Annotated in this window: 19 protein-coding genes; 10 read left to right on the top strand and 9 right to left on the bottom strand. The window is 68.1% G+C overall.

All coding sequences use genetic code 11. From position 1 onward, the window contains the following. Positions 1 to 3: 3 nt before the first annotated feature. From ACFVUS_RS34330 to ACFVUS_RS34320, 3 genes are all read left to right on the top strand, one after another. Positions 4 to 675: a response regulator transcription factor gene (locus ACFVUS_RS34330; protein ID WP_387776277.1), complete on the top strand. Its 672-nt coding sequence runs from the start codon at positions 4 to 6 to the stop codon at positions 673 to 675. Then, entirely contained in the window at positions 676 to 2,082 is a 1,407-nt protein-coding gene (locus ACFVUS_RS34325; RefSeq protein WP_387776274.1) for an ATP-binding protein, read from the top strand. 156 nt (positions 2,083 to 2,238) lie between these two features. Next, positions 2,239 to 2,565, top strand: a complete 327-nt coding sequence (locus tag ACFVUS_RS34320; protein WP_387776271.1) for a hemophore-related protein — start codon at positions 2,239 to 2,241, stop codon at positions 2,563 to 2,565. A 192-nt stretch (positions 2,566 to 2,757) separates the two neighbouring features. On the opposite strand, the gene ACFVUS_RS34315 is transcribed toward ACFVUS_RS34320, so the two are convergent. Together ACFVUS_RS34315 and ACFVUS_RS34310 are read right to left on the bottom strand one after the other, a co-directional pair. Further along, a complete protein-coding gene (locus ACFVUS_RS34315; protein ID WP_387776268.1) occupies positions 2,758 to 3,405 on the bottom strand; it encodes a response regulator in 648 nt (215 codons plus the stop codon). After that, complete coding sequence (locus tag ACFVUS_RS34310; protein ID WP_387776265.1) at positions 3,402 to 4,562, bottom strand: sensor histidine kinase; 1,161 nt, start codon at positions 4,560 to 4,562, stop codon at positions 3,402 to 3,404. Before ACFVUS_RS34310 ends, ACFVUS_RS34315 begins: the two co-directional genes overlap by 4 nt. 172 nt (positions 4,563 to 4,734) lie before the next feature. On the opposite strand from ACFVUS_RS34310, the gene ACFVUS_RS34305 reads away from it, so the two are divergent. Continuing rightward, a complete protein-coding gene (locus ACFVUS_RS34305; protein ID WP_387776262.1) occupies positions 4,735 to 5,649 on the top strand; it encodes a sterol desaturase family protein in 915 nt (304 codons plus the stop codon). Between the two features lie 73 nt (positions 5,650 to 5,722). On the opposite strand, the gene ACFVUS_RS34300 is transcribed toward ACFVUS_RS34305, so the two are convergent. The 4 genes from ACFVUS_RS34300 to ACFVUS_RS34285 all read right to left on the bottom strand — a co-directional run bounded on the left by ACFVUS_RS34300 (position 5,723) and on the right by ACFVUS_RS34285 (position 10,343). Next, positions 5,723 to 6,943 carry an NADP-dependent malic enzyme gene (locus ACFVUS_RS34300; protein WP_387776259.1) on the bottom strand — a complete coding sequence of 407 codons (1,221 nt, stop codon included), beginning with the start codon at positions 6,941 to 6,943 and terminating at the stop codon, positions 5,723 to 5,725. 617 nt (positions 6,944 to 7,560) lie between these two features. Further along, entirely contained in the window at positions 7,561 to 9,174 is a 1,614-nt protein-coding gene (locus ACFVUS_RS34295) for an FAD-binding protein (RefSeq protein WP_387776256.1), read from the bottom strand. Between the two features lie 51 nt (positions 9,175 to 9,225). Beyond that, a complete protein-coding gene (locus ACFVUS_RS34290) occupies positions 9,226 to 9,447 on the bottom strand; it encodes a hypothetical protein (RefSeq protein WP_387776253.1) in 222 nt (73 codons plus the stop codon). Positions 9,448 to 9,488: 41 nt separating this feature from the next. Then, complete coding sequence (locus ACFVUS_RS34285) at positions 9,489 to 10,343, bottom strand: PHP domain-containing protein (protein WP_387776250.1); 855 nt, start codon at positions 10,341 to 10,343, stop codon at positions 9,489 to 9,491. Positions 10,344 to 10,441: 98 nt separating this feature from the next. Between ACFVUS_RS34285 and ACFVUS_RS34280 the strand changes: the two genes are divergently transcribed. Beyond that, entirely contained in the window at positions 10,442 to 11,521 is a 1,080-nt protein-coding gene (locus ACFVUS_RS34280; protein WP_387776247.1) for a magnesium and cobalt transport protein CorA, read from the top strand. 14 nt (positions 11,522 to 11,535) lie between these two features. Here the strand turns inward: ACFVUS_RS34280 and ACFVUS_RS34275 are convergent, their stop codons facing one another. The 3 genes from ACFVUS_RS34275 to ACFVUS_RS34265 are packed head-to-tail and all read right to left on the bottom strand — an operon-like array spanning position 11,536 to position 13,582. Continuing rightward, complete coding sequence (locus ACFVUS_RS34275) at positions 11,536 to 12,111, bottom strand: suppressor of fused domain protein (protein WP_387776244.1); 576 nt, start codon at positions 12,109 to 12,111, stop codon at positions 11,536 to 11,538. Between the two features lie 3 nt (positions 12,112 to 12,114). Continuing rightward, positions 12,115 to 12,597, bottom strand: coding sequence for a general stress protein (locus ACFVUS_RS34270; RefSeq protein ID WP_364639954.1), 483 nt, complete (start codon positions 12,595 to 12,597; stop codon positions 12,115 to 12,117). Positions 12,598 to 12,646: 49 nt separating this feature from the next. Then, positions 12,647 to 13,582: an HpcH/HpaI aldolase/citrate lyase family protein gene (locus ACFVUS_RS34265; protein WP_387776240.1), complete on the bottom strand. Its 936-nt coding sequence runs from the start codon at positions 13,580 to 13,582 to the stop codon at positions 12,647 to 12,649. 72 nt (positions 13,583 to 13,654) lie between these two features. Here ACFVUS_RS34265 and ACFVUS_RS34260 point away from each other — a divergent pair, with 72 nt between their 5' ends. From ACFVUS_RS34260 to ACFVUS_RS34240, 5 genes are all read left to right on the top strand, one after another. Further along, positions 13,655 to 14,980, top strand: coding sequence for a magnesium transporter MgtE N-terminal domain-containing protein (locus ACFVUS_RS34260; RefSeq protein ID WP_387776237.1), 1,326 nt, complete (start codon positions 13,655 to 13,657; stop codon positions 14,978 to 14,980). Beyond that, on the top strand, positions 14,977 to 15,564 hold the full coding sequence (locus tag ACFVUS_RS34255; protein WP_387776234.1) for a DUF1003 domain-containing protein: 588 nt from the start codon (positions 14,977 to 14,979) through the stop codon (positions 15,562 to 15,564). Before ACFVUS_RS34260 ends, ACFVUS_RS34255 begins: the two co-directional genes overlap by 4 nt. Positions 15,565 to 15,720: 156 nt before the next feature. Further along, positions 15,721 to 17,118, top strand: a complete 1,398-nt coding sequence (locus tag ACFVUS_RS34250; protein ID WP_387776231.1) for a lytic transglycosylase domain-containing protein — start codon at positions 15,721 to 15,723, stop codon at positions 17,116 to 17,118. A gap of 332 nt (positions 17,119 to 17,450) precedes the next feature. Continuing rightward, entirely contained in the window at positions 17,451 to 18,323 is an 873-nt protein-coding gene (locus ACFVUS_RS34245; RefSeq protein ID WP_387776228.1) for a lytic transglycosylase domain-containing protein, read from the top strand. Positions 18,324 to 18,498: 175 nt separating this feature from the next. Beyond that, the gene (locus ACFVUS_RS34240; protein WP_387776225.1) at positions 18,499 to 19,635 is read left to right on the top strand and encodes an Mrp/NBP35 family ATP-binding protein; all 1,137 of its coding nucleotides are present in this window, start codon (positions 18,499 to 18,501) and stop codon (positions 19,633 to 19,635) included. The last annotated feature ends 130 nt before the right edge of the window (positions 19,636 to 19,765 follow it).

Raw genomic sequence — 19,765 nt, 5'->3', positions numbered from 1 at the left:
CCGGTGCAACCGGGACGAATTCTTGTGGTCGAGGACGCCGAGGCGATTCGCACGGCCGTGACGGCGGGCGTCAGCGCCGCGGGGCATGACGTGCTCGGACGCGCTGACGGGACGCTGCTGGAACAGGATCTGGCGCAGTTCCGGCCCGATGTGGTCGTGCTCGATGTGATGCTGCCGGGGCGGGACGGGTTCGCGCTGCTGGACGTCGTGCGGGCGCGCTCGGCGGCGGGGGTGCTCATGCTGACCGCGCGCGACGGGGTCGAGGATCGGGTGCGCGGACTGCGCGCCGGATCGGACGACTACGTGGTCAAACCCTTCGATCTGGGCGAAGTGGTGGCGCGGGTAGACGCGCTGCTGCGGCGAATGGGCCGGGCGCGCACGCGAATCACCGTGGGGGATCTGGTGGTCGACGTCGATTCCGGCAGCGTGCGGCGCGGGGAGGCCGCGGTCGCGCTCACCGCGACCGAATTCAAACTGCTCGCCTATCTGGCCGGGAATCGGGATCGGGTGGTCACCAAGACCCAAATCCTCACTGCCGTCTGGGGTTACGACAATTACGACCCCAATCTGGTCGAGGTGAATGTGAGCGCGGTGCGCCGCAAACTCGAGGAGCACGGGGACCGGCTGCTGCACACCGTGCGCGGACTCGGCTACACGCTGCGGGTCGGCGAGTAGATGCGCACGGTATCGCTGCGCAGGCGGGTAACCCTCACCACCGCGATCGTTTCCGGGCTGGTGCTGGTGACGGTGGCGTTCACGGTGCACGCGCTGTTCGGGGTGGTGGTGAACCGCAGCGAGAACGCGGTGCTCACCGATCGCGTGCAATTGGCGAAACAGTTGGCGCAGGAAGGGGTTTCGCCCGATGAGCTGATCGCCCGGGTGGACACCCGGTCGGTGCGGGCGCGGCTGGTGCTGCCGGACGGGCGCGCGTTCGGGAGTCTGAATCGCAGGAACGCCGACGACACGGCGGTGAAATCGCGCAATACCAAGCTCACCGGCGGGCAGGTGAACGATGCCCGGCTCACGTTGCAGATCGACACCCCGCTGCTCACCCGCGTACAGGACCGCCTCGGCATCCTGCTGAGCCTGGCCACCGCGGGGGCCATCGCCGTCATCGCCGCCGGACTCTGGTTCGGCGTGCCGCGCGCGCTCGCACCGCTGGACGCCATGACCCGGCTGGCCCGCGATATCGCCCGCGGCCAGCTCGGCCGCCGCCTGAACCCATCCCGCACCGATACCGAATTGGGCCGCACCGCAGCGGCATTCGACGAAATGCTGGACACCCTCGAAGGCGCGCTGCACGCCACCACCGCCGCCGAGGCCCGCGCCCGCGCCTCCGAACAGCGCATCCGCACCTTCGTCGGCGATGCCGCACACGAACTCCGCACCCCCGTCTCCGGCATCCGTGCCCTCGCCGAAGCGGTCATCCAGCACCCCGCCGGCGCCGATCCCGAAGCCCTGCAACACATGCACCTGCTGCTGGTGCGCGAAGCCGTCCGCGCCGGCCGCCTCATCGACGACCTCCTCGACCTGGCCCACATCGACGCCGGACTGCAACTGCACCGCGTGCCCACCGATCTGCGCGCCCTGGCCGCCACCCAACTGGACCGGATGCGAATCCTGCACCCGGACATCGACTTCCAGCTCGAAGGCGATGCGGTCATCGCGCCGGTGGACCCGGAACGCATCACCCAGATTCTGGCGAACCTGCTGAACAACGCCTGCCAGGCCATGAACGACGCGGCCGGACCGACGACCTCCGCCGGAGGCACCCCAGCGGACGGACTCGGCACGACTCCCCCGACGGACGCCGCCGTGCTGATCCGCCTCCGCACCACAGTCGAATTCGCCGAATTGACGGTGACCGACACGGGCCCCGGCATACCCCCGGACGACCGCGAGCGCATATTCGACCGCCTCGTCCGCCTCGATGCCGCCCGCGACCGCCGCGCCGACGGCTCCGGCCTGGGCCTGCCCATCGCCCGCGGTCTGGCCCGCGCCCACAACGGCGACCTGACCTGCGAACCACCTCCTCCCGACCACTCGGGCGCGGTCTTCCTCCTTCGCCTCCCCCGCGACTGATCCCCGGCGACCGAGGCGGGCGGCGGTAGTCCCGCCCGCAGCATTCGGCGTGCGGGCAGAGCTGAAGATCGGCTGAAGATGGGGTGGGGATTCAGGGGATCTTCAGGTGGCGGGGGCAGATTCGGTGGGGACACATCCCCTCAGGTAGGAGTGAGTATGAAGCGCAGCATTGCCGCCGTCGTCGCCGGTGCGGCCGGATTCGCCGCCATCGCGCTGGCGGTGCCGGGCGTGGCATCGGCCGACGGCCCCGATTGCAGTCCGGCGGCATTGAGCGCGGCCCGCGCCGACGCGAAAGGCAAAGTGCAGGCGTATCTTTCGACCCATCCGGACGCGGCCGCCGAATTCGCCAAGATCAAGACCATGCCCAAGGATCAGCGCCGGGCCGAGATGAAGGCGTACGCCGCGTCGCACCCGCAGGACGCCCAGGCCATCAAGGATGCCCGCCAGGCCGTGCGCGACTACCGCGCCAACTGCCACAAGTAGTCCGGCCCCGGACAAGCCCCCTGCCAATCCACGCCACCCCGCGCCAACGCGGGACCGACCCGTTCGCGTCGCCCGCCGGACCCTCCCTCGCCGGTCCGGCGCATATGCCGCGACTGCCCTCGCGGCACGACGCCGACGGAATCGACCGGCGGGCACCAACTCCCACGGTGCCCGCCGGTTTCGCGTGCGACCTCAGCCGCGAACCAGGCCGTTCCGGTAGGCGTAGACCACCGCGTGAATGCGGTCGCGGACACCGAGTTTGGCGAGGATGCGGGAGACGTGGGTTTTCACCGTCTCTTCGCCGACACCCAGTTCGGCGGCGATCTCGTAGTTGCTGCGGGCATCGGCCACCAGCAGCAGGACTTCGCGTTCGCGGGCGGTCAGTTGTGCGAGTTCCGGGGGTTCGGCGGGTGGGGCCAGTTCGGTGGCGAAACGTGGTGCGAGCCTGCGGGTCATGGACGGGTCGATGACCGCGTCACCGCGCACTGCCACCCGGATGGCCGCGACCAGGTCTTCGGGCGGCAGGCTTTTCAGCAGGAAGCCGCTGGCTCCGGCGGCCAGCGCACGGGACAGGCCGGCCTCGCTGTCGTAGGTGGTGAGCACCAGCACGCGCGTACCGCCCGCCGCCACAATGGCTTCCGTGGCGGCCAGCCCATCCAGCTTGGGCATCCGCACATCCAGTATCGCCACCTCCGGACGCAGGCGAGCCGCCGCCTCGATCGCGGCGCGGCCGTCGCCCACCTCGGCCACGCATTCCAGATCGTCCTGCGCGTCCACCACGGCCCGCAGTCCGGACCGGAACATGGTGTGATCGTCCGCGATCAGCACCCTTACGCTCATGCCGCTCCAATCGGTACCGAAACCACTATGTCCCAACGACTTCCGGTGCGATCCGGCCCCGATTGCACGGTGCCGCCGAACAATTCGACGCGCCGCCGGATGCCGTCCAGACCCCGGCGCACTCCCTCGGAGACCTGCGGCACGCTAGCGATGGGATTCGTCTCGCGAATCTCGACACGGGTCGGGCGATAACCGATCTCCAGCCGCGCCGGTGCACGGCCGTGCCGCAGGGCGTTGGTGAGCATCTCCTGCACCACCCGGTACAGCATCACGTCCAGCGATCCCGGCAGCACCGGCGGCTCCCCCGAAATCTCCACGCGCACTTCGAGTCCCGCCGAGCGCACGCGCTCGAGCAGATCCTCGATATCGGCGAGCCCCGGCTGCCGCTGCCCGTCATCGTCCTGCCCGTGCAGCAGATCCAGCTGCCGCCGCAGATCCACCATGGCCGACCGGCTGCTCGATTCCACCGCCGTCAGCGATTTCGTCGCACCCGCGGAGTCCGTGCGGGACAGCGCTATTCGCGCCACCCCGGCATGAATTCCGATGGCGCTCACATGATGGGAGATCACATCGTGCAGATCCCGGGCGATGGCGGCCCGCTCCTCGGACAGCGCGCGATCCAGCGCCGCCCGCTGCTCCTGCTCCCGCAACCGCTCGCGCTGCTCCAACTCGGCGATATAGGCCCCGCGCGCCACCGTATTGCGCCCCACCAGCCACGGCACATACCCCGCGACAATGGTCACGATGAGCAGCTTCCAATCCCGAGAATCGTTGCCGCCCACCAGAATATGCGCCAGCGCCGCACCACCGGCCAGCATGGCCACCGTCAGATAGGAGGTCGCACCGGTCAGCCACGCCCCCGCCCGATACCCCGCCACCAGGAACCCCACATCGGGAATCCGGGCGTGCAACGCGTAATGCTGCACGAACGCCCCGATCCCCAATTTCACCAGCACCTGCGCGAGGGCCGCGTACGCCGCCGTGGACGGTGGGGCCGCCAGCGCCAGATCCGCGATCACGATCCCCACCGCCAGCAGCGCCGCCATACCGGGCGCGGCCCCGAACGCACCGCACACCACCAGCTGCATGCTGTCCACGACGGCCGCCACCACCGCCACCAGCAACGATTGGCGCGCCAGCGATCTGCTCACATCCACCGCGCACCACCTCCGTCGTCATGTTCGGCACTGTGCGCGACGGTACCCCCGAGACCCCCGATCCCCCGTGTGGGGGACGCGGAATCCCCCGTCGGCGCGACGATTCGGCGCGCCGGGCTGATTAGCGTCGAGGTATGCCACCCGAGCAGGAACTTCCCACGCAGGAGTCCACATGAGTCCAGATCTGTTCATCTATGCCGTACCGGCATTCCTGCTGCTCATGCTGGTGGAATGGATTGCCGATCGGCGCGATCCGGATCGGCCGGCGAACGGTATGTCCGGCCGGGACCGCGCCTCCAACATCGCCACCTACACCATCGGACGCATCGCGAAACCGTTTGTCGCCCAGCTGATTCCGTTCTCCACGGTGGTACTGGTGGCACACTTCACCCCGCTGCACCTGTCCCCGAAGGACTGGTGGGTGTGGATGCTGGGCCTGATCGTCACGGATTTCTGCTACTACTGGGCGCATCGCGCCGATCACCGCGTGCGCCTGCTGTGGACCTCGCACAGCGTGCATCACTCCAGCCGGTTCTTCAATCTCTCCACCGCCATCCGGCTGCCGTGGGCGCATCCGATCGCGGCGCAGCTGCGCGGTATGTGCTGGATTCCGGCCGCGGCCCTGGGCTTCCCGGTGTGGATGATCTTCCTGTTGCAGACCATCGGCCTGCTGTACCAGTTCCCGATCCACACCCAGCGCATCACCACCCTGTGGCGGCCGATCGAATTCCTGTTCAACACCCCGGCGCATCACCGCGTGCACCACGGCTCCAACCAGCCGTACCTGGACACGAATTACGGTGGCGTCCTGATCATCTGGGATCGCATGTTCGGCAGTTTCGCCGCCGAGTCCGAGCCCATCGCCTACGGCCTCACCAAGAACATCGGCACCGACAACCCGATCAAGGTGAACTACGCCGAACTCATGAACCTGGTCCGCGACGTGCGCACCGCCCGCACCTGGAAGGGCCGCGTCGCCTATATCTTCGGCCCGCCCGGCTGGACCGAACAGTCGTCCGAAAAGCCTGAGCCGCCGCGGGATTCGACCCGGCAGCCCGATCCCGCGCGAGCTACCGCCGCGGCCTGAGCGCCCCACCCCGAAAACGATTCGGCCCCCGCACCATCGGTGCGGGGGCCGAACCATTGCTTCGATCAGCGGGTTACGCGACACCCTCGGCACGCGCGGCCGCACCCACGGCCGCGGCGACGGCCGGAGCCACGCGCGGATCCAGCGGGCTGGGGATGATGCGATCGGGGGCCAGCTCATCCGCGACCACCGCGAAGATGGCATCGGCGGCAGCCACCTTCATGCCCTCGGTGATGCGGCGCGCGCCCACATCCAGCGCGCCCTTGAACACGCCCGGGAACGCGAGCACATTGTTGATCTGGTTCGGGAAGTCCGAACGACCGGTCGCCACGATCGCGGCGTACTTGGCGGCCACGTCCGGGTGGATCTCCGGATCCGGGTTCGACATGGCGAACACGATGGACTCGGGCGCCATGGAGGCGATGAGCTCCTCGGCGACGGTGCCCGCGGACAGCCCCAGGAACACATCGGACCCGGCGAGCGCCTCGGCCGGACCACCGGTGATGTTGCGCGGGTTGGTGCGCTCGGCCAGTTCGGCCTTCACATCGTTGAGGTCACCGCGGTCGCGGCTCACGATGCCCTTGGAGTCGAGCACCACGATGTCCGAGACACCCGCGGCCAGCAGGATGTTGGTGCACGCCACACCGGCAGCGCCCGCACCGGACACGACCACCTTCAGCGCCGACATATCGCGACCCTGCACCGCGGCCGCGCCCTTGAGGGCGGCCAGCACCACAATGGCGGTGCCGTGCTGATCGTCATGCATGACGGGGCAATCCAGCGCCTCGATAACGCGCTTCTCGATTTCGAAGCAGCGCGGGGCCGAGATGTCCTCGAGATTGACCGCACCGAAGCTCGGGCGCAGCAGAATCAGCGTTTCGACGATCTTGTCGACATCCTTGGTGTCGAGCACGATCGGAATGGAATCCAGGCCGGCGAACTTCTTGAACAGGGCCGCCTTGCCCTCCATCACCGGCAGCGAGGCGCGCGGGCCGATATCGCCGAGGCCCAGCACCGCGGTGCCGTCCGAGACGACCACGACCAGGCGCTCGGCCCAGGTGTAGGTCTTGGCCAGGGACTCGTCGGCGTGAATGCCACGGCAGACCTGCGCCACACCGGGGGTGTAGGCGATCGAGAGGTCGCGCTGGGTCTCCAGCGGCGCGGTGAGTTCGACCGAGAGCTTGCCGCCCAGGTGGCCCGCGAAAATCTCTTCCGTGGTGATGTCGGAAAGGTTCGCAGAATTGGTCGCGGGGTTTGCCGTGGGGGCATTCACTGCTTCAGTCACGGATGACACGATTTCACTCCATCTCGGTGCGGACTCAACCGTTTGACGGTTACCGTTCGGTAATAGGTAATGGGGGTTTCGATACTCGTTTTTCGGGCGCGTCGGCCATCACCGCGGGCCACTTCGAAAACCTTGCCACCACATCGTGGCAATGGGCACAAAGTATTACCGATCGCGGGAAGCGTGTCTGCGGACAGACAACACGGCGCTGCACAGATCGTCGAGCTGGAACCGGACGGGTGGTCCGGGCGATATCGCCGGGGTGATCAGAGTCAACCCGCGCGTCGCGGACCGTAATCACCGAGTGGCCCCGGACCGGGCGGTGGCTGCGGCCGGGGGTCGTCACATTCTGCCAGTAGCGTCGACGACGCGCCAAATCGCCCCCGGCCCATCGCGCGCGTTCACCATCAACGAAGCCTAGGTGAGCCGAATCACCCGCAGGTTAAGGGAAACTCGCACGTCCGGCCGCGACTGCGGCGAACTGTCACAACGCGATACCACCCGCCGCCGTGAGCTGTCGCGCCCGATTGGCAGCGGCGCGGTGAGATCGAGCCCGAACCGAGCCCTGCCACCTCTTGCGAGTCACCGTGGGCCGCCGCGAGATTCGCAACGGCTATCGCATGACGTCAGGACGCCTCGGGTGCGGCGCTCTCCACGGGTCCGCGCATGGTGCGCGGCGCGGCCGTGCGCTCGGGCCGCACCCAGACGCTGTTCAGGCCGCCGGTGAGCAGGCGGACGCGCCAATCATCGGTCACGCCGGGATGATCCGTGCGGCGGTGCATACCGCGGGTTTCGGTGCGGGCCAGGGCGCTGTATTTGGTCCAGCGGGCCACCGCCAGCAGCGCCGCGGCCTGCCGGGCGTGCAGCCGGGTCGCGCCCTTGCCACCGAGGTCGTATTCGACGCCGGGCCACATGCCGTCGAGTTCGCCGATGCTGTCCCGCAGGCTGCCGTCGCTGCGCCAGTAGCTGCGGCGCAGCGGCAGCGTGTGCTCCTGCACCAGTCCGACCACCGCGCGCGGATCGATGCGCGCCCGATCGGCGAGCCCGACCCCCGGAACCGGGCGTGTCTTACCCAGCTTCCGGCGGGTGCCCGCGAATCGCGCCGCGGCCTGCCCGGCCCACACCCCGGACGACACCGCCCAGGCCCCGTGCTGACCGCCGAAACCGGAAACCGCGCCGGTCACCGGCTCGCGCGTGGTGACATCACCGGCCCCGTAGAGCCCGGGAACCGTGGTGGCGCAATCGGGTCCGGCCAACCGCAGCCCACCGGTTCCGCGCACCGTCCCCTCCAGCACCGCGCGCAGCGGCACCCGACCCGAGTTAGCGCGCGCCGACAGCGTGTCGCCGTCACCGCCGAGCAGCGCCGCGGCGTTCGCGTCGGTGAGTTCGTCGAGGGCGGCGTACACCCGGCGGCCACCGGCGATGGCCGCGAAGGCCTGCGCCCGCGAACCCGCGCCCTCATCGCAGAGCACCGAGCGCGATTCGTCGTACAGCGTCGCGAAATGCCTGATCTCATCGGCGCGGAAGGAACCGGGCGGACGCTGCCCCGACACCGAGGCGGGCCCCGAAACACCGGCCGGGACAAGCGAATACGCGTTGGAGAACTCCATACCGGAGAGTTCGGCCCCGGCCTCCGCACCCATCAGCAGGCCGTCACCGGTATCCACATCGGTGCCCGCGCCGCCGGACAGGAAGGCGCAGCCGCCGGTGGCGATGATCACCGATTTGGCCCGCAGCGACCAGCTGCGGCAGTCACCGTCCAGCGTCACCCCCGCCGCGCCCGAGACGATGCCGTCCCCGTCGGTGATCAGCTGCAATGCCGGATGGTGATCCAGGATCCGGACCCCGGCGACGATCATGCTGCGGCGCAGCCGACCGAGGTATTTCGGCCCGTCCAGGTGAATCCGGGTGGGCGGGCCGATGCGCTCACCGTGCGATCGCAGTCCCCCGTGCACGAGTTGTCCGACACGCCGATGCGTCTCCTCGAGCACCCGGTACATCCATTCCGGATCGCCGAGTCCGCCGCCGTGCGCGAAGTTCTCCGATACGGCCTCGTCGCGCAACCGGCCGGGCGGAATGTTCCAGAGCGTCGCGCCGACGCGCGCGGTGGGTCCGCTGGAACCGCAGCGGGCCTTGTCGACCAGCACAACGCGGGCGCCCGCCGCCGCCGCGGCGAGCGCGGCCCAGGCCCCGGCGGGACCGCCGCCCAGCACGAGTACATCCGCGTCGAATTCGGTCATATCGACAAATGTTCGTCGACCGTTCAACTGCTCGCAACTGTTATGCGTATTTCAATTCCACCACTGTGTCCACAACAACATTCCAGCTACCGCAAAAACTATCGCACATCCGGAAAAAGCAGCAACTCCCTGACGTCTATCAGCAAATACCTGGGCGATCACAATCAGTACCGCCGCACCGATATGCCACGCCAGATCGGAAGCCCCGGGGCCCGGAAAACCGCGCCGCGTACCCATGATCGCCGCGCCGACCACCGTCAGCACCAAGATCACCGTGCCACCCGCGACAAGGCCGCTCAGACCCCGGAGCACCTTCATCCGGTGATCACCGGAACCCCGCTCGCCTTACCCACCAGCTCCTCGAATTGCGCCGGGTCCGTGGTGAATTCGCCGAGCCGAATGGTCTTGTTGCGGCCGTGGTAATCCGAGGAGCCGGTGGTGAGCAGTCCGAGCTCGGCGGCCAGCCCGGCCAGCACCTCGCGGTCCGCGGCGCTGTGATCGGGATGATCGAGCTCCAGCCCGCCCAGGCCCAGCGCGGTCAACTCCCGAATGTGGTCCAGCGCCAGCAGCCTGCCGCGCTTGCGGGCCCGCGCGTGCGCCACCACGCTCACCCCGCCCGCCGCCTGCACCATCTCCACCGCGCGCTGTAGCGGCGTATCGGCCTTCTCCACGTAGTACCGGCCGTCCGAGGCCAGCAGATCCTGGAACGCCGCGTCGACCGACGGCACCACACCCGCCTCCACCAGCGCCCGCGCCAGATGCGGACGGCCCGCCGACGGACCCGCCGACGCCATCACCGCGTCCGGATCCACCGGCAGCCCATCGGCCGCCATCTGCTCGGCCATGGCCCGCAATCGGATGATGCGCTCACCGCGCAACCGCTCGCGCTCCTGCGCGAAAACGTCATCGGCAGGATCGAAAAGATATGCCAGCAGATGCACCGCGACCGGCCAGCCGTCCTCGCCCCGGCCCACACACGACATCTCCATGCCGCGCACCAGCGTGAGCCCCGGCGGCAGCGCCTCGACGGCCTCCGCCCAGCCCGCGGTGGTGTCGTGATCGGTGAGGGCAACCACGTCCAGTCCGGCGGCCGCGGCATTGCGGATCAACTCGGCCGGAGTGTCGGTGCCGTCGGAGGCATTGGAATGGGTGTGGAGATCGATGCGCACAGGGTCCATCTTGCACGCGGCCGCCGCCCGATCCCGGGCAGCCGGTCCCAGCAAGCACATCGCGAGCGCCGCGGCCGTCGCGAACTAGACTCCGGCGGGTGTCCTCGATACCGCAGTTACCCTCGTTCCGCTGGCCGAACAGGGCACCGGCGCATCCGCATCAGGCGACGCCGAAACAGGGCGCGAACGTGGTCATCGACTGCGCGGTGTACGTCGAGGGCAAACGACTGTCCGCGCACTGCTCCTATGACGAGGCGCTGGCCGAGGTGCGCGAGCGCGGCGAGGGATATGTCTGGCTCGGACTGCTCGAACCCAGCACCGGGCTGATGACCGATGTGGCGAAATCCTTCGGCCTGCACGAGCTCGCCGTCGAGGACGCGGTGAGCGCGCATCAGCGGCCCAAACTCGAACGCTACGACGACATTCTGTTCCTGGTGCTGCGCACGGTCAGCTATCACGTGCACGAACTCAATACCGTCAGCGAGATCGTGGACACCGGCGAGATCATGATCTTCCTCGGCCCCGATTTCGTGATCACCGTGCGGCACGGCGATCACAGCGGATTGGCCGGGGTGCGCAGGGAATTGGAGTCCACGCCCAAACAGCTGGCGCTCGGCCCGAGCGCGGTGCTGCACGCGGTCACCGACAATGTCGTCGACACCTACACCGAGGTCACCGCGGCCATCGAGGACGATGTGGACGCCATGGAGGAGGCGGTGTTCACGCCCGGCGCCGACATCATCATCGAGGCCATCTACCAGCTCAAACGCGAGGTGGTGGAATTGCGGCGCGCGGTGAAACCCCTTGCGCTGCCGCTGCAATTGCTCACCCACGACCCGAAACTGCCGCTGCCCGCGGAGATTCGGCGCTATATGCGCGATGTCACCGACCATCACACGGCCGTCACCGAGCAGATCCTCGACTTCAACGAATCGCTCAGCGCGCTCATCAATGCCGCGCTGGCCAAGGTGAGCGTGCAGCAGAACACCGATATGCGAAAGATTTCCGCGTACGCGGCCATGGCGGCGGTGCCGACCATGATCGCGGGCATCTACGGCATGAACTTCGACCACATGCCGGAACTGCGCTGGACCTTCGGCTATCCGCTGGTCTTCGCCATCATGGTGCTGCTGTGCGCCGGTCTCTACGTGAACTTCCACCGCAACAAGTGGCTGTGACCGCGGCGCGCTGATTACAGCGAGGCCGCACCGCGATCCGCGTCCCGCACATCGATTTTCGCCTCGGTCCAGGCATCGCGCAGGGCGGCCGCCCCGCGAATGCGCACCCAGGCCGCCTCGGTCGCGGTGATCGGCGTCGCGGCCAGAAACCGCACGGGCTCAGCGGGTTCCGGCAATTCCACCGCCGGGATATCGCTCTCGCCGAGCAGTACGGCGGTGAACGGCGCACCGCCCCAGATCGGTTCGCCCATGTCCAGCAGCGCATCCGCCTGCAGCACAATGCCTTCCACCGACGGCGACGCGACCAGCACGGCCAGCGTCTTGGTCAGCCCGCTGCCCGCGCCCACCCCGCCGCGCAGCGTCAGCGCCAATTCCGCGCGCGGTCCGCGCACCGGATCGGCAAGCGCCGCAGTCGGATCCGTCATGGGATGACGGGAACCGCCGAGCGTCACGTAGTGCACCAGATCGCCATCGGGAATGCGCAGGATATCGATGGGCTCCAGCCCGAGAAAGGTCACCGACGCGGCATCGGCGGAAGCCACACCGAAATGCCCGAGCACCCCGGCCCGGACCGTATTGATCACATCCATGAGCTAGATGGCCAGCCTGGCGAGCATGTCCCGGGCCTGTTCGGCGGCCTTCGGATCACACAGCACGTCATAGCGCCCGGCCACCAACTGCATGGTGGAGGCGAAATCGCGCTGCCCGCGGGTCGCGGCGTACGGGATGGTGGTGGAGATGACGCCGAACACGATGCCGCCGATCAGACCCACCAGAATCGCGCCGCTGGAGGAGAACAGGCTCAGCAGCAGACCGATGAACAGGCCGAGCCAGGCGCCCGACACCACACCGCCGCCGATGACCTTGCCCCAGGTCAGGCGGTAGAGCACGCGTTCGACCTGCATGAGGTCGACGCCGACGATGGTCACGTTCTCGACGGGGAAGGAATTGTCGGCCAGGTAGTCGACGGCGCGCTGGGCCTCGGCGTAGGTCGGGTAGGAGCCGACCGGCCAGCCGGACGGTGGCGTCGGCAGGCCCGGACGGTTCCGGCTCGCGTTCCCCAAGGGATTCGTCATATCTCCATCATGCTATTTCGGCGTGTCGGACGGGGCCGCGCAGCGCCGATTACGGCGAAACCGTGGTGCGAGTCATTTTCGCGGCCCGCCCTTTATCAGCGATCACCTGCGCCATCTTGGCGCTGGCCTCGTCGATCATCTCATCGCCGAGCATGACCGCGCCCCGGGCGCCACCCGCGGCCGAGGTGTGAAAGGCGTACGCGTCCAGAATTTCCTCGGCGCGGTCGTAATCCGCCTGCCGCGGGCTGAAGATCTCGTTGCCGGCCGCGATCTGATCCGGATGCAGCACCCATTTGCCGTCGAAACCCAGTGCGGCCGTGCGCGCGGCATTGCGCCGGAAGCCCTCCACATCGCGCACCGCCAGGTACGGACCGTCGATGGCCTGCAACCCGTGCGCGCGAGCCGCGAGCAGGATCGTCATATAGATGTGGTGATAAGCGTCACCGGGCTCATACCCTTCGGGCTGCTCGCCGACGACCAGGGTGCGCATATTGATCGAGGCCATGAAATCGGCCGGGCCGAACACCAGGGTCTGCACGCGCGGGCTCGCGGTGGCGATGGCGTCGATATTGCGCAACCCGAGCGCGTTCTCGATCTGCGGTTCGATGCCGATCCGCCCGACCGGCAGCCCATTGGTCTTCTCCAGTTGGGTCAGCAGCAGGTCCAGCGCCCGCACCTGTCCGGCGTCGGTGACCTTGGGCAGCAGCAGCGCGTCGATGCGGTCACCCGCGCCGTCCACCACGGCGATGACATCGGCGTAGGTGTGCTCGGTGGTCCAATCATTGACCCGCACAACGCGAATCTGCTCGCCCCAGCCGTCCGAGTTCAACGCGGCCACGATATTGGCGCGCGCCTGCGCCTTGGCCGCCGGCGCGACCGCGTCCTCGAGATCGAGGAACACCTCGTCGGCCGCCAACCCCTTGGCCTTCTCGATCATCCGGGGGTTGCTGCCGGGGACGGCGAGCACCGTACGGCGCGATGTCATGAGTCACTCCTTCTACGTCCGCGCTCGTGGCGCGACATTTCGGGTAGCCCGAACCCATTAGCCTTGTTACCTATGGCAGCGACGAGAGTTTTCGCCGCCCGGCTCGCGGGCTTGGTGGTATTGGGACCGGACGGGGAGTCTATCGGCCGCGTCCGCGACCTGGTGATCTCCATCCGCTATGACCAGCGGCAGCCGCGCGTACTCGGCGTCCTCGTCGAACTGCCCTCGCGCAAACGGATTTTCGTGCCGATGCTGCGGGTGCAGGCGATCGATCCGGGCGCGGTGACACTGACCACCGGCACCATCAGCGTGCGGCGTTTCGAACAGCGCGCGAGCGAAATGCTCGCCATCGCACAGATTCTCGATTCGACGGTGCGGGTCGACGATCCGGAACTGCCGCAGCTGGCCGAGGCCGAGGTGGTGGTGGTCGATCTGGGCATCGAGCAGTCCCGCACCCGCGATTACGTGGTGTCCCGGGTCGCGGTGCGCGAACGGCGGCGGCTCGGCGTCGGATTCGGGCGGCGCGGGGCGGTGCACGTGGTGGATTGGGCGCAGGTGCGCGGGCTCACTCAGACAGAGCTGAATCTGCCCGGACAGGACGTCACCCAGCTGCTGGCCCAGTTCGAGGGCATGCGGCCCGCCGATGTGGCGCATCTGCTGCGCGAACTGCCGCGCAAGCGCCGGATCGAGGTGGCGGCCGCCTTCGACGACGAGCGACTCGCCGATGTGGTGCAGGAATTGCCGGAAGCCGATCAGGTGGAGCTGCTGGAGCAGCTCGGCGTGGAGCGCGCGGCCGATCTGCTCGAGGCGATGGATCCCGACGACGCGGCCGACCTGCTCGGCGAACTGCCCGAGGGAGAAGCGGAATCGCTTCTGGCGCTTATGGATCCGGAGGATTCCGAACCGGTCCGGCGACTGCTCGAATTCGCGCCGTACACCGCCGGTGGTCTGATGACCTCCAAGCCGGTGGTGCTCACCCCGGCCACCACCGTCGCCGAGGCGCTCGCCCGCATCCGCGATCCCGAGCTGACGCCCGCGCTGGCCACCATGGCCTTCGTGGTGCGGCCGCCGACCGCCACACCGACCGGTCGCTATCTGGGTTGCGTGCACTTTCAGCAACTGCTGCGCGAACCGCCGGCGAACCTGGTCGGCGGCATTGTCGACGCCGATCTGGTGCGCCTGCGGCCCGAGGCCCCGCTCACCGCCGTGACCCGCTATTTCGCTACCTACAATCTGGTGTGCGGACCGGTCGTGGACGCGGAGAATCATCTATTGGGGGCGGTCACCGTGGACGACGTGCTCGACCATCTGCTGCCCGAGGACTGGCGCGAACAGGATCAGGACAATCACGATATGCACGGCGTTCCGCTGATCGACGGCACCGGAGGCCGCGCATGACCGATCGCACCGAGAAGTCCAGCGCCCGCCAGCGCCTGGAATCGCCCATGGAGACCCGCTTCCGCGGATTCGATTGGGACGCAGAGGCTCTCGCGCGCAGTAGCGAACGGGTCGCACGCTTCCTCGGCACCGGCCGCTACCTGGTGATCCAGACGGTGATCGTGATCGTCTGGATTCTGCTCAATGTGTTCGCGCTGCGACTGCAGTGGGACCCGTACCCGTTCATCCTGTTGAATCTGGCCTTCTCCACCCAGGCCGCCTACGCCGCGCCGCTCATCCTGCTGGCACAGAACCGGCAGGACAACCGCGACCGCGTAGCACTCGAGGAGGATCGGTCCCGGGCAGCCCAGACAAAAGCCGATACCGAATTCCTGGCGCGCGAGCTCGCTTCATTGCGACTCGCCGTCGGCGAGGTGGCGACCCGTGACTATCTGCGCCGCGAGTTGGATGATGTCAAGGATGCGCTGGTCAGGTTGGAGAAACTGGCCACCGACGGTGAGATCGTGAAGGAGCGGAAACCGAAGAAGAGTAGCGATCGAAAGAGGGCGGAGGTCGCAATTTCGCCGCAAAAAGATGGCGACTAACCGCACAAGCTGTACCCAACAAGCTTACGGATGGGTAACCTGGATCACGTTGTTCCGAGCGACCGACCCAGACACCCGTGAAATGCGGCCGTCGTCACCGGGATCCGGCCGCACGACTGAGGGGATTGTGTGGTGGGCAAGAGAATATCTGCACCGGTGACCGCATCGGCGCTGCTGATCGCGGGCCTGGTCACCGCCGGTTCGGCCACCAACACCACAGTGCACACCGAGGCGCCGCAAGCCGCGCCCGAAGCGCTCCTGGCCGCCGCCGCGTCCGATACCGGATCCGGAAAAGCCGTACAGAACGCCTCGGATCAGACCGTCGGGCTGGTGCCCGCCGCGCCCGAAGCGCCCCGCAAACTCAGCGCGATGACCCCGCCCGCCGACGGCAGACTCGGCGGCAATGTGCAGCTGCAGAACATCGCGCTGCCCGGCGGCACCGGCGCGCTCGGCATCCCCGAACTGGTGCTGGCCGCCTATCGCAATGCCGAACTGGCACTGGAATCCTCGACACCCGGATGCGGGCTGCCGTGGAATCTGCTCGCCGGCATCGGGCGCATCGAATCGCTGCACGCCAGCGGCGGCCGCACCGATGCCGCGGGCACCACCATCTCGCCGATCTACGGTCCGGCGCTGGATGGCACGCTGCCCGGCAACGAGGTCATCAAGGCCACCAACGGCGGCTACGTGCGCGCCGTCGGGCCCATGCAGTTCCTGCCCAGCACCTGGGCGAACTACGCCTCGGACGGTAACGGCGACGGCGTCTCCGATCCGAACAATGTCTTCGACGCGGCGCTCGCGGCGGGTAAATACCTGTGCTCGGGCGGACTGGATCTGCGCGATCCGGCCCAGCAGCTGCGCGCGGTGCTGCGCTACAACAACTCGATGTCGTACGCGGCCAATGTGCTCAGCTGGTCGAACGCGTACAAGACCGGCGGCACCCCCTCGGCGGTGAGCATTTCCGCCGACATGATCCCGCCCGGCGCGCTCACCGCCGGACCGGATATGACGGCCGCCTCGGTGAATATCCCGGCCACCACCACGACCACCACCACGGACGCGCCGCCGAGTGTCACCCGGCAGACGCCGACCCAGGTGATGATCAATATCCCGGGCCTGCCCCCGATCCCGTGCGGCATCTTCTGCCCCGCGCCGGTGGTGCCCGCGAATCCCTGTGAGTCCGTGAACCTTCCGCCCACCGAGAACAAGCCGGACGCCAAGCCCGAGGACGGCGTCCAGGTCGGCGCGCAGGACAAGACCGATCAGGACAAGGCCAACGAGCAGCAGTTCGGGCCGGACGGCAAGCCGATCGAGAAGACCACCACCTGCGCGCAGCCGCAGCAGCAGGATCCGGCGGCGCAGGCGCAGCAGCCCAACAACCAGCCCAACAACCAGCCCGCGCAGCCCGCCAAGACCGATGAGCCCGCACCGGCCGCACCGGAGCCCGCGCCCGCACCGGAGTCGGTCGATCCGACCACCCCGGCGCCGGGCATCACGCTCCCGTTCGGCATCACCATTCCGCTGCCCGCTCCGGCCGCCCCGGCGGTGCCGTAATCCATTGCGGCCGTTGGCCTCATCCGCCGACGTCCGGAGAGTTACAGTTGAAGACCGATATTCGGCCGCAGCCTCGGGGCTGCGGCCGAGTCGTCTCCGCCGCAGGCCCGCAACGGTCTCGGCGCAGGCTCGCAAGGTCCCGGCGCAGGCGCGAAAGTCCGTCCGGCACAGGCGCGACAGGCTGTCTCATTGACGCCTTTAACCACTCGAGCGTAATCGAATCATCAGGAAAGATTACGAAGTAGTAACGGAACGGTCTCGAATGATGTAGCTTGGTCCTCACTGCGTCAACCGGTTCGCGAGAACCGACGGCAATGGAGGGTCAGCACCAAGTGGGACGTCATCGCAAGCCCCCGGTTCCGACGATTCGGCGCGGATCGGTCATCGCACTCACCAGTCTCGTCCCAGCGGTCGGCGCCACCATCTCCGGTGCGGCGGACAGCGGCAATATCGTCAGCGGCCTGACTTCCGCACTGCAGCACGAGTTCTCGTCCGACGCGGACGCGGCGCTACCCAGACCCGAGGCGGCCGCCGCGCCGGTCGCCGCCCCGGAAGTCATGCTCCGCGAGGCCAAACAGGTTGTGCCCGTTGGCCCTCCGGTCGTCAAGACAGTCGCTCTGCCGCAGGGCCGCGTGCCCGCCGCCCTGCCCGCCGGCCCGATCGGAATGCCCGGCATCGCGGAAAACGCCTATCAGAACGCGGAACGCATTCTGGCCGTGGAGAATCCGGCCTGCGCCATGCCGTGGTCCCTGCTCGCCGGTATCGGCCGGGTCGAATCCACGCACGCCTTCGGCGGTAAAGCCGACGCGGACGGCAACCCCATCGATCCGGTCTACGGCCCGGTCCTGGACGGCAGCCTGTGGGGCAACAATGTCGTGCACGACACCGACGGCGGTGAACTCGACGGCCTCGCCGGTTACGACCGCGCCATCGGCCCCATGCAGTTCCTGCCGCAGACCTGGAAGCACTACGCCGCGGACGGTAACGGCGACGGCATCGCCGATCCGCAGAACCTCTTCGACGCCGCCCTCACGGCGGGCAAATACCTCTGCTCCGGCAACCTCGACATGCGCGATCCGGCCCAGCAGACCCGGGCCATCCTGCGCTACAACAACTCCATGGCCTACGTCGCCAACGTCATGGCCTGGGAAACCGCCTACGGCACCGGCATCGCCCCCGGCGCCTCCGCCCTCCCCCGCATCTGACAACTCGCTCGCGTGGCCCACACGTGGCGCAGAAGCACCGCCCGCCCGCGATACCGAACGTCTCGGCCGTTGTCATGCGCTCGGCGCGTGGCGTAATGGCCGACCCGCTCCCCCGCGATGAGCCCGAGGCGGTCCCCGTCGCAGCGCGGTGCGCCCGAACTCCTAAGCTTTCGGTATGCCAGTGGTAACGGAATCGGATGTGCGGGGCGCGCTCGCGAAGGTGAACGACCCGGAGATCCGGAAACCGATCACCGAGTTGGGCATGGTGAAGAGCGTCGAGGTCGGCGCGGACGGCAGTGTTCAGGTCGTCGTTTATCTGACCACCTCGGCGTGCCCGATGAAGGGGCAGATCACCGAGCGAGTCACCAAGGCCGTCAATGACGTGCCGGGCGTCGGCTCGATCAATGTGTCCCTCGATGTGATGAACGATGAGCAGCGGACCGAGCTGCGCAAGAAATTGCGCGGTGACAATGCCGAACCGGTCATCCCGTTCGCCCAGCCGGGCTCGCTGACCCGCGTGTACGCGGTCGCGTCCGGTAAGGGCGGTGTCGGAAAGTCCAGTGTCACCGTGAATCTCGCGGCCGCCATGGCCGCCAAGGGACTGTCGGTCGGCGTGCTGGACGCGGATATCTACGGACATTCCGTGCCGCGCATGCTCGGCACCGATCAGCGACCCACCCAGGTGGAGCGAATGATCATGCCGCCCATCGCGCACGACGTGAAGCTCATCTCCATCTCCATGTTCACCCAGGGCAATACGCCCGTGGTGTGGCGCGGCCCGATGCTGCACCGCGCGCTGCAGCAGTTCCTCGCCGATGTGTTCTGGGGCGATCTGGACATCCTGCTGCTGGATCTGCCGCCGGGCACCGGCGATGTCGCCATCTCGCTGGCCCAGCTGATCCCGAACGCGGAGATCCTGGTCGTCACCACCCCGCAGCTGGCCGCCGCCGAGGTCGCCGAGCGCGCGGGATCCATTGCGCTGCAAACCCGTCAGCGCATCGCGGGCGTGGTGGAGAACATGTCCTGGCTGGATCTGCCCGACGGTTCGCGCATGGAGCTGTACGGCTCCGGCGGCGGACAGACCGTGGCGGACAACCTGACTCGCGCGGTCGGCGCGAATGTGCCGCTGCTGGGCCAGATTCCGATCGAGCAGGAACTGCGCGAGGCGGGCGACGAGGGCACCCCCATCGTGCTGTCCGCCCCGGAAAGCCCCTCCGGCAAAGCCCTGCTGGAAATCGCCGACAAACTCGCGGTCCGCCGCCGCGGCCTCGCGGGTATGTCCCTCAACATCGACACCACCCGCCACCTGTAACGAGAAGTCGCCTCCCATTCGAATACCGCCGTGGCCCGTGGCCAATCAACCGGCCCCGCGGTTTACAGGGCCGGGGGGGGGTATTGGGGACCCGCGAAAAAAAAGGCGGCGGGCGGAATAAAAAGCGGAA

This window comes from Nocardia sp. NPDC058058 (assembly GCF_042885355.1).
GTDB lineage: Bacteria > Actinomycetota > Actinomycetes > Mycobacteriales > Mycobacteriaceae > Nocardia.
Note: the sequence above shows the minus strand (reverse complement) of the source record. Positions and strands in the feature narration are given on the sequence as shown.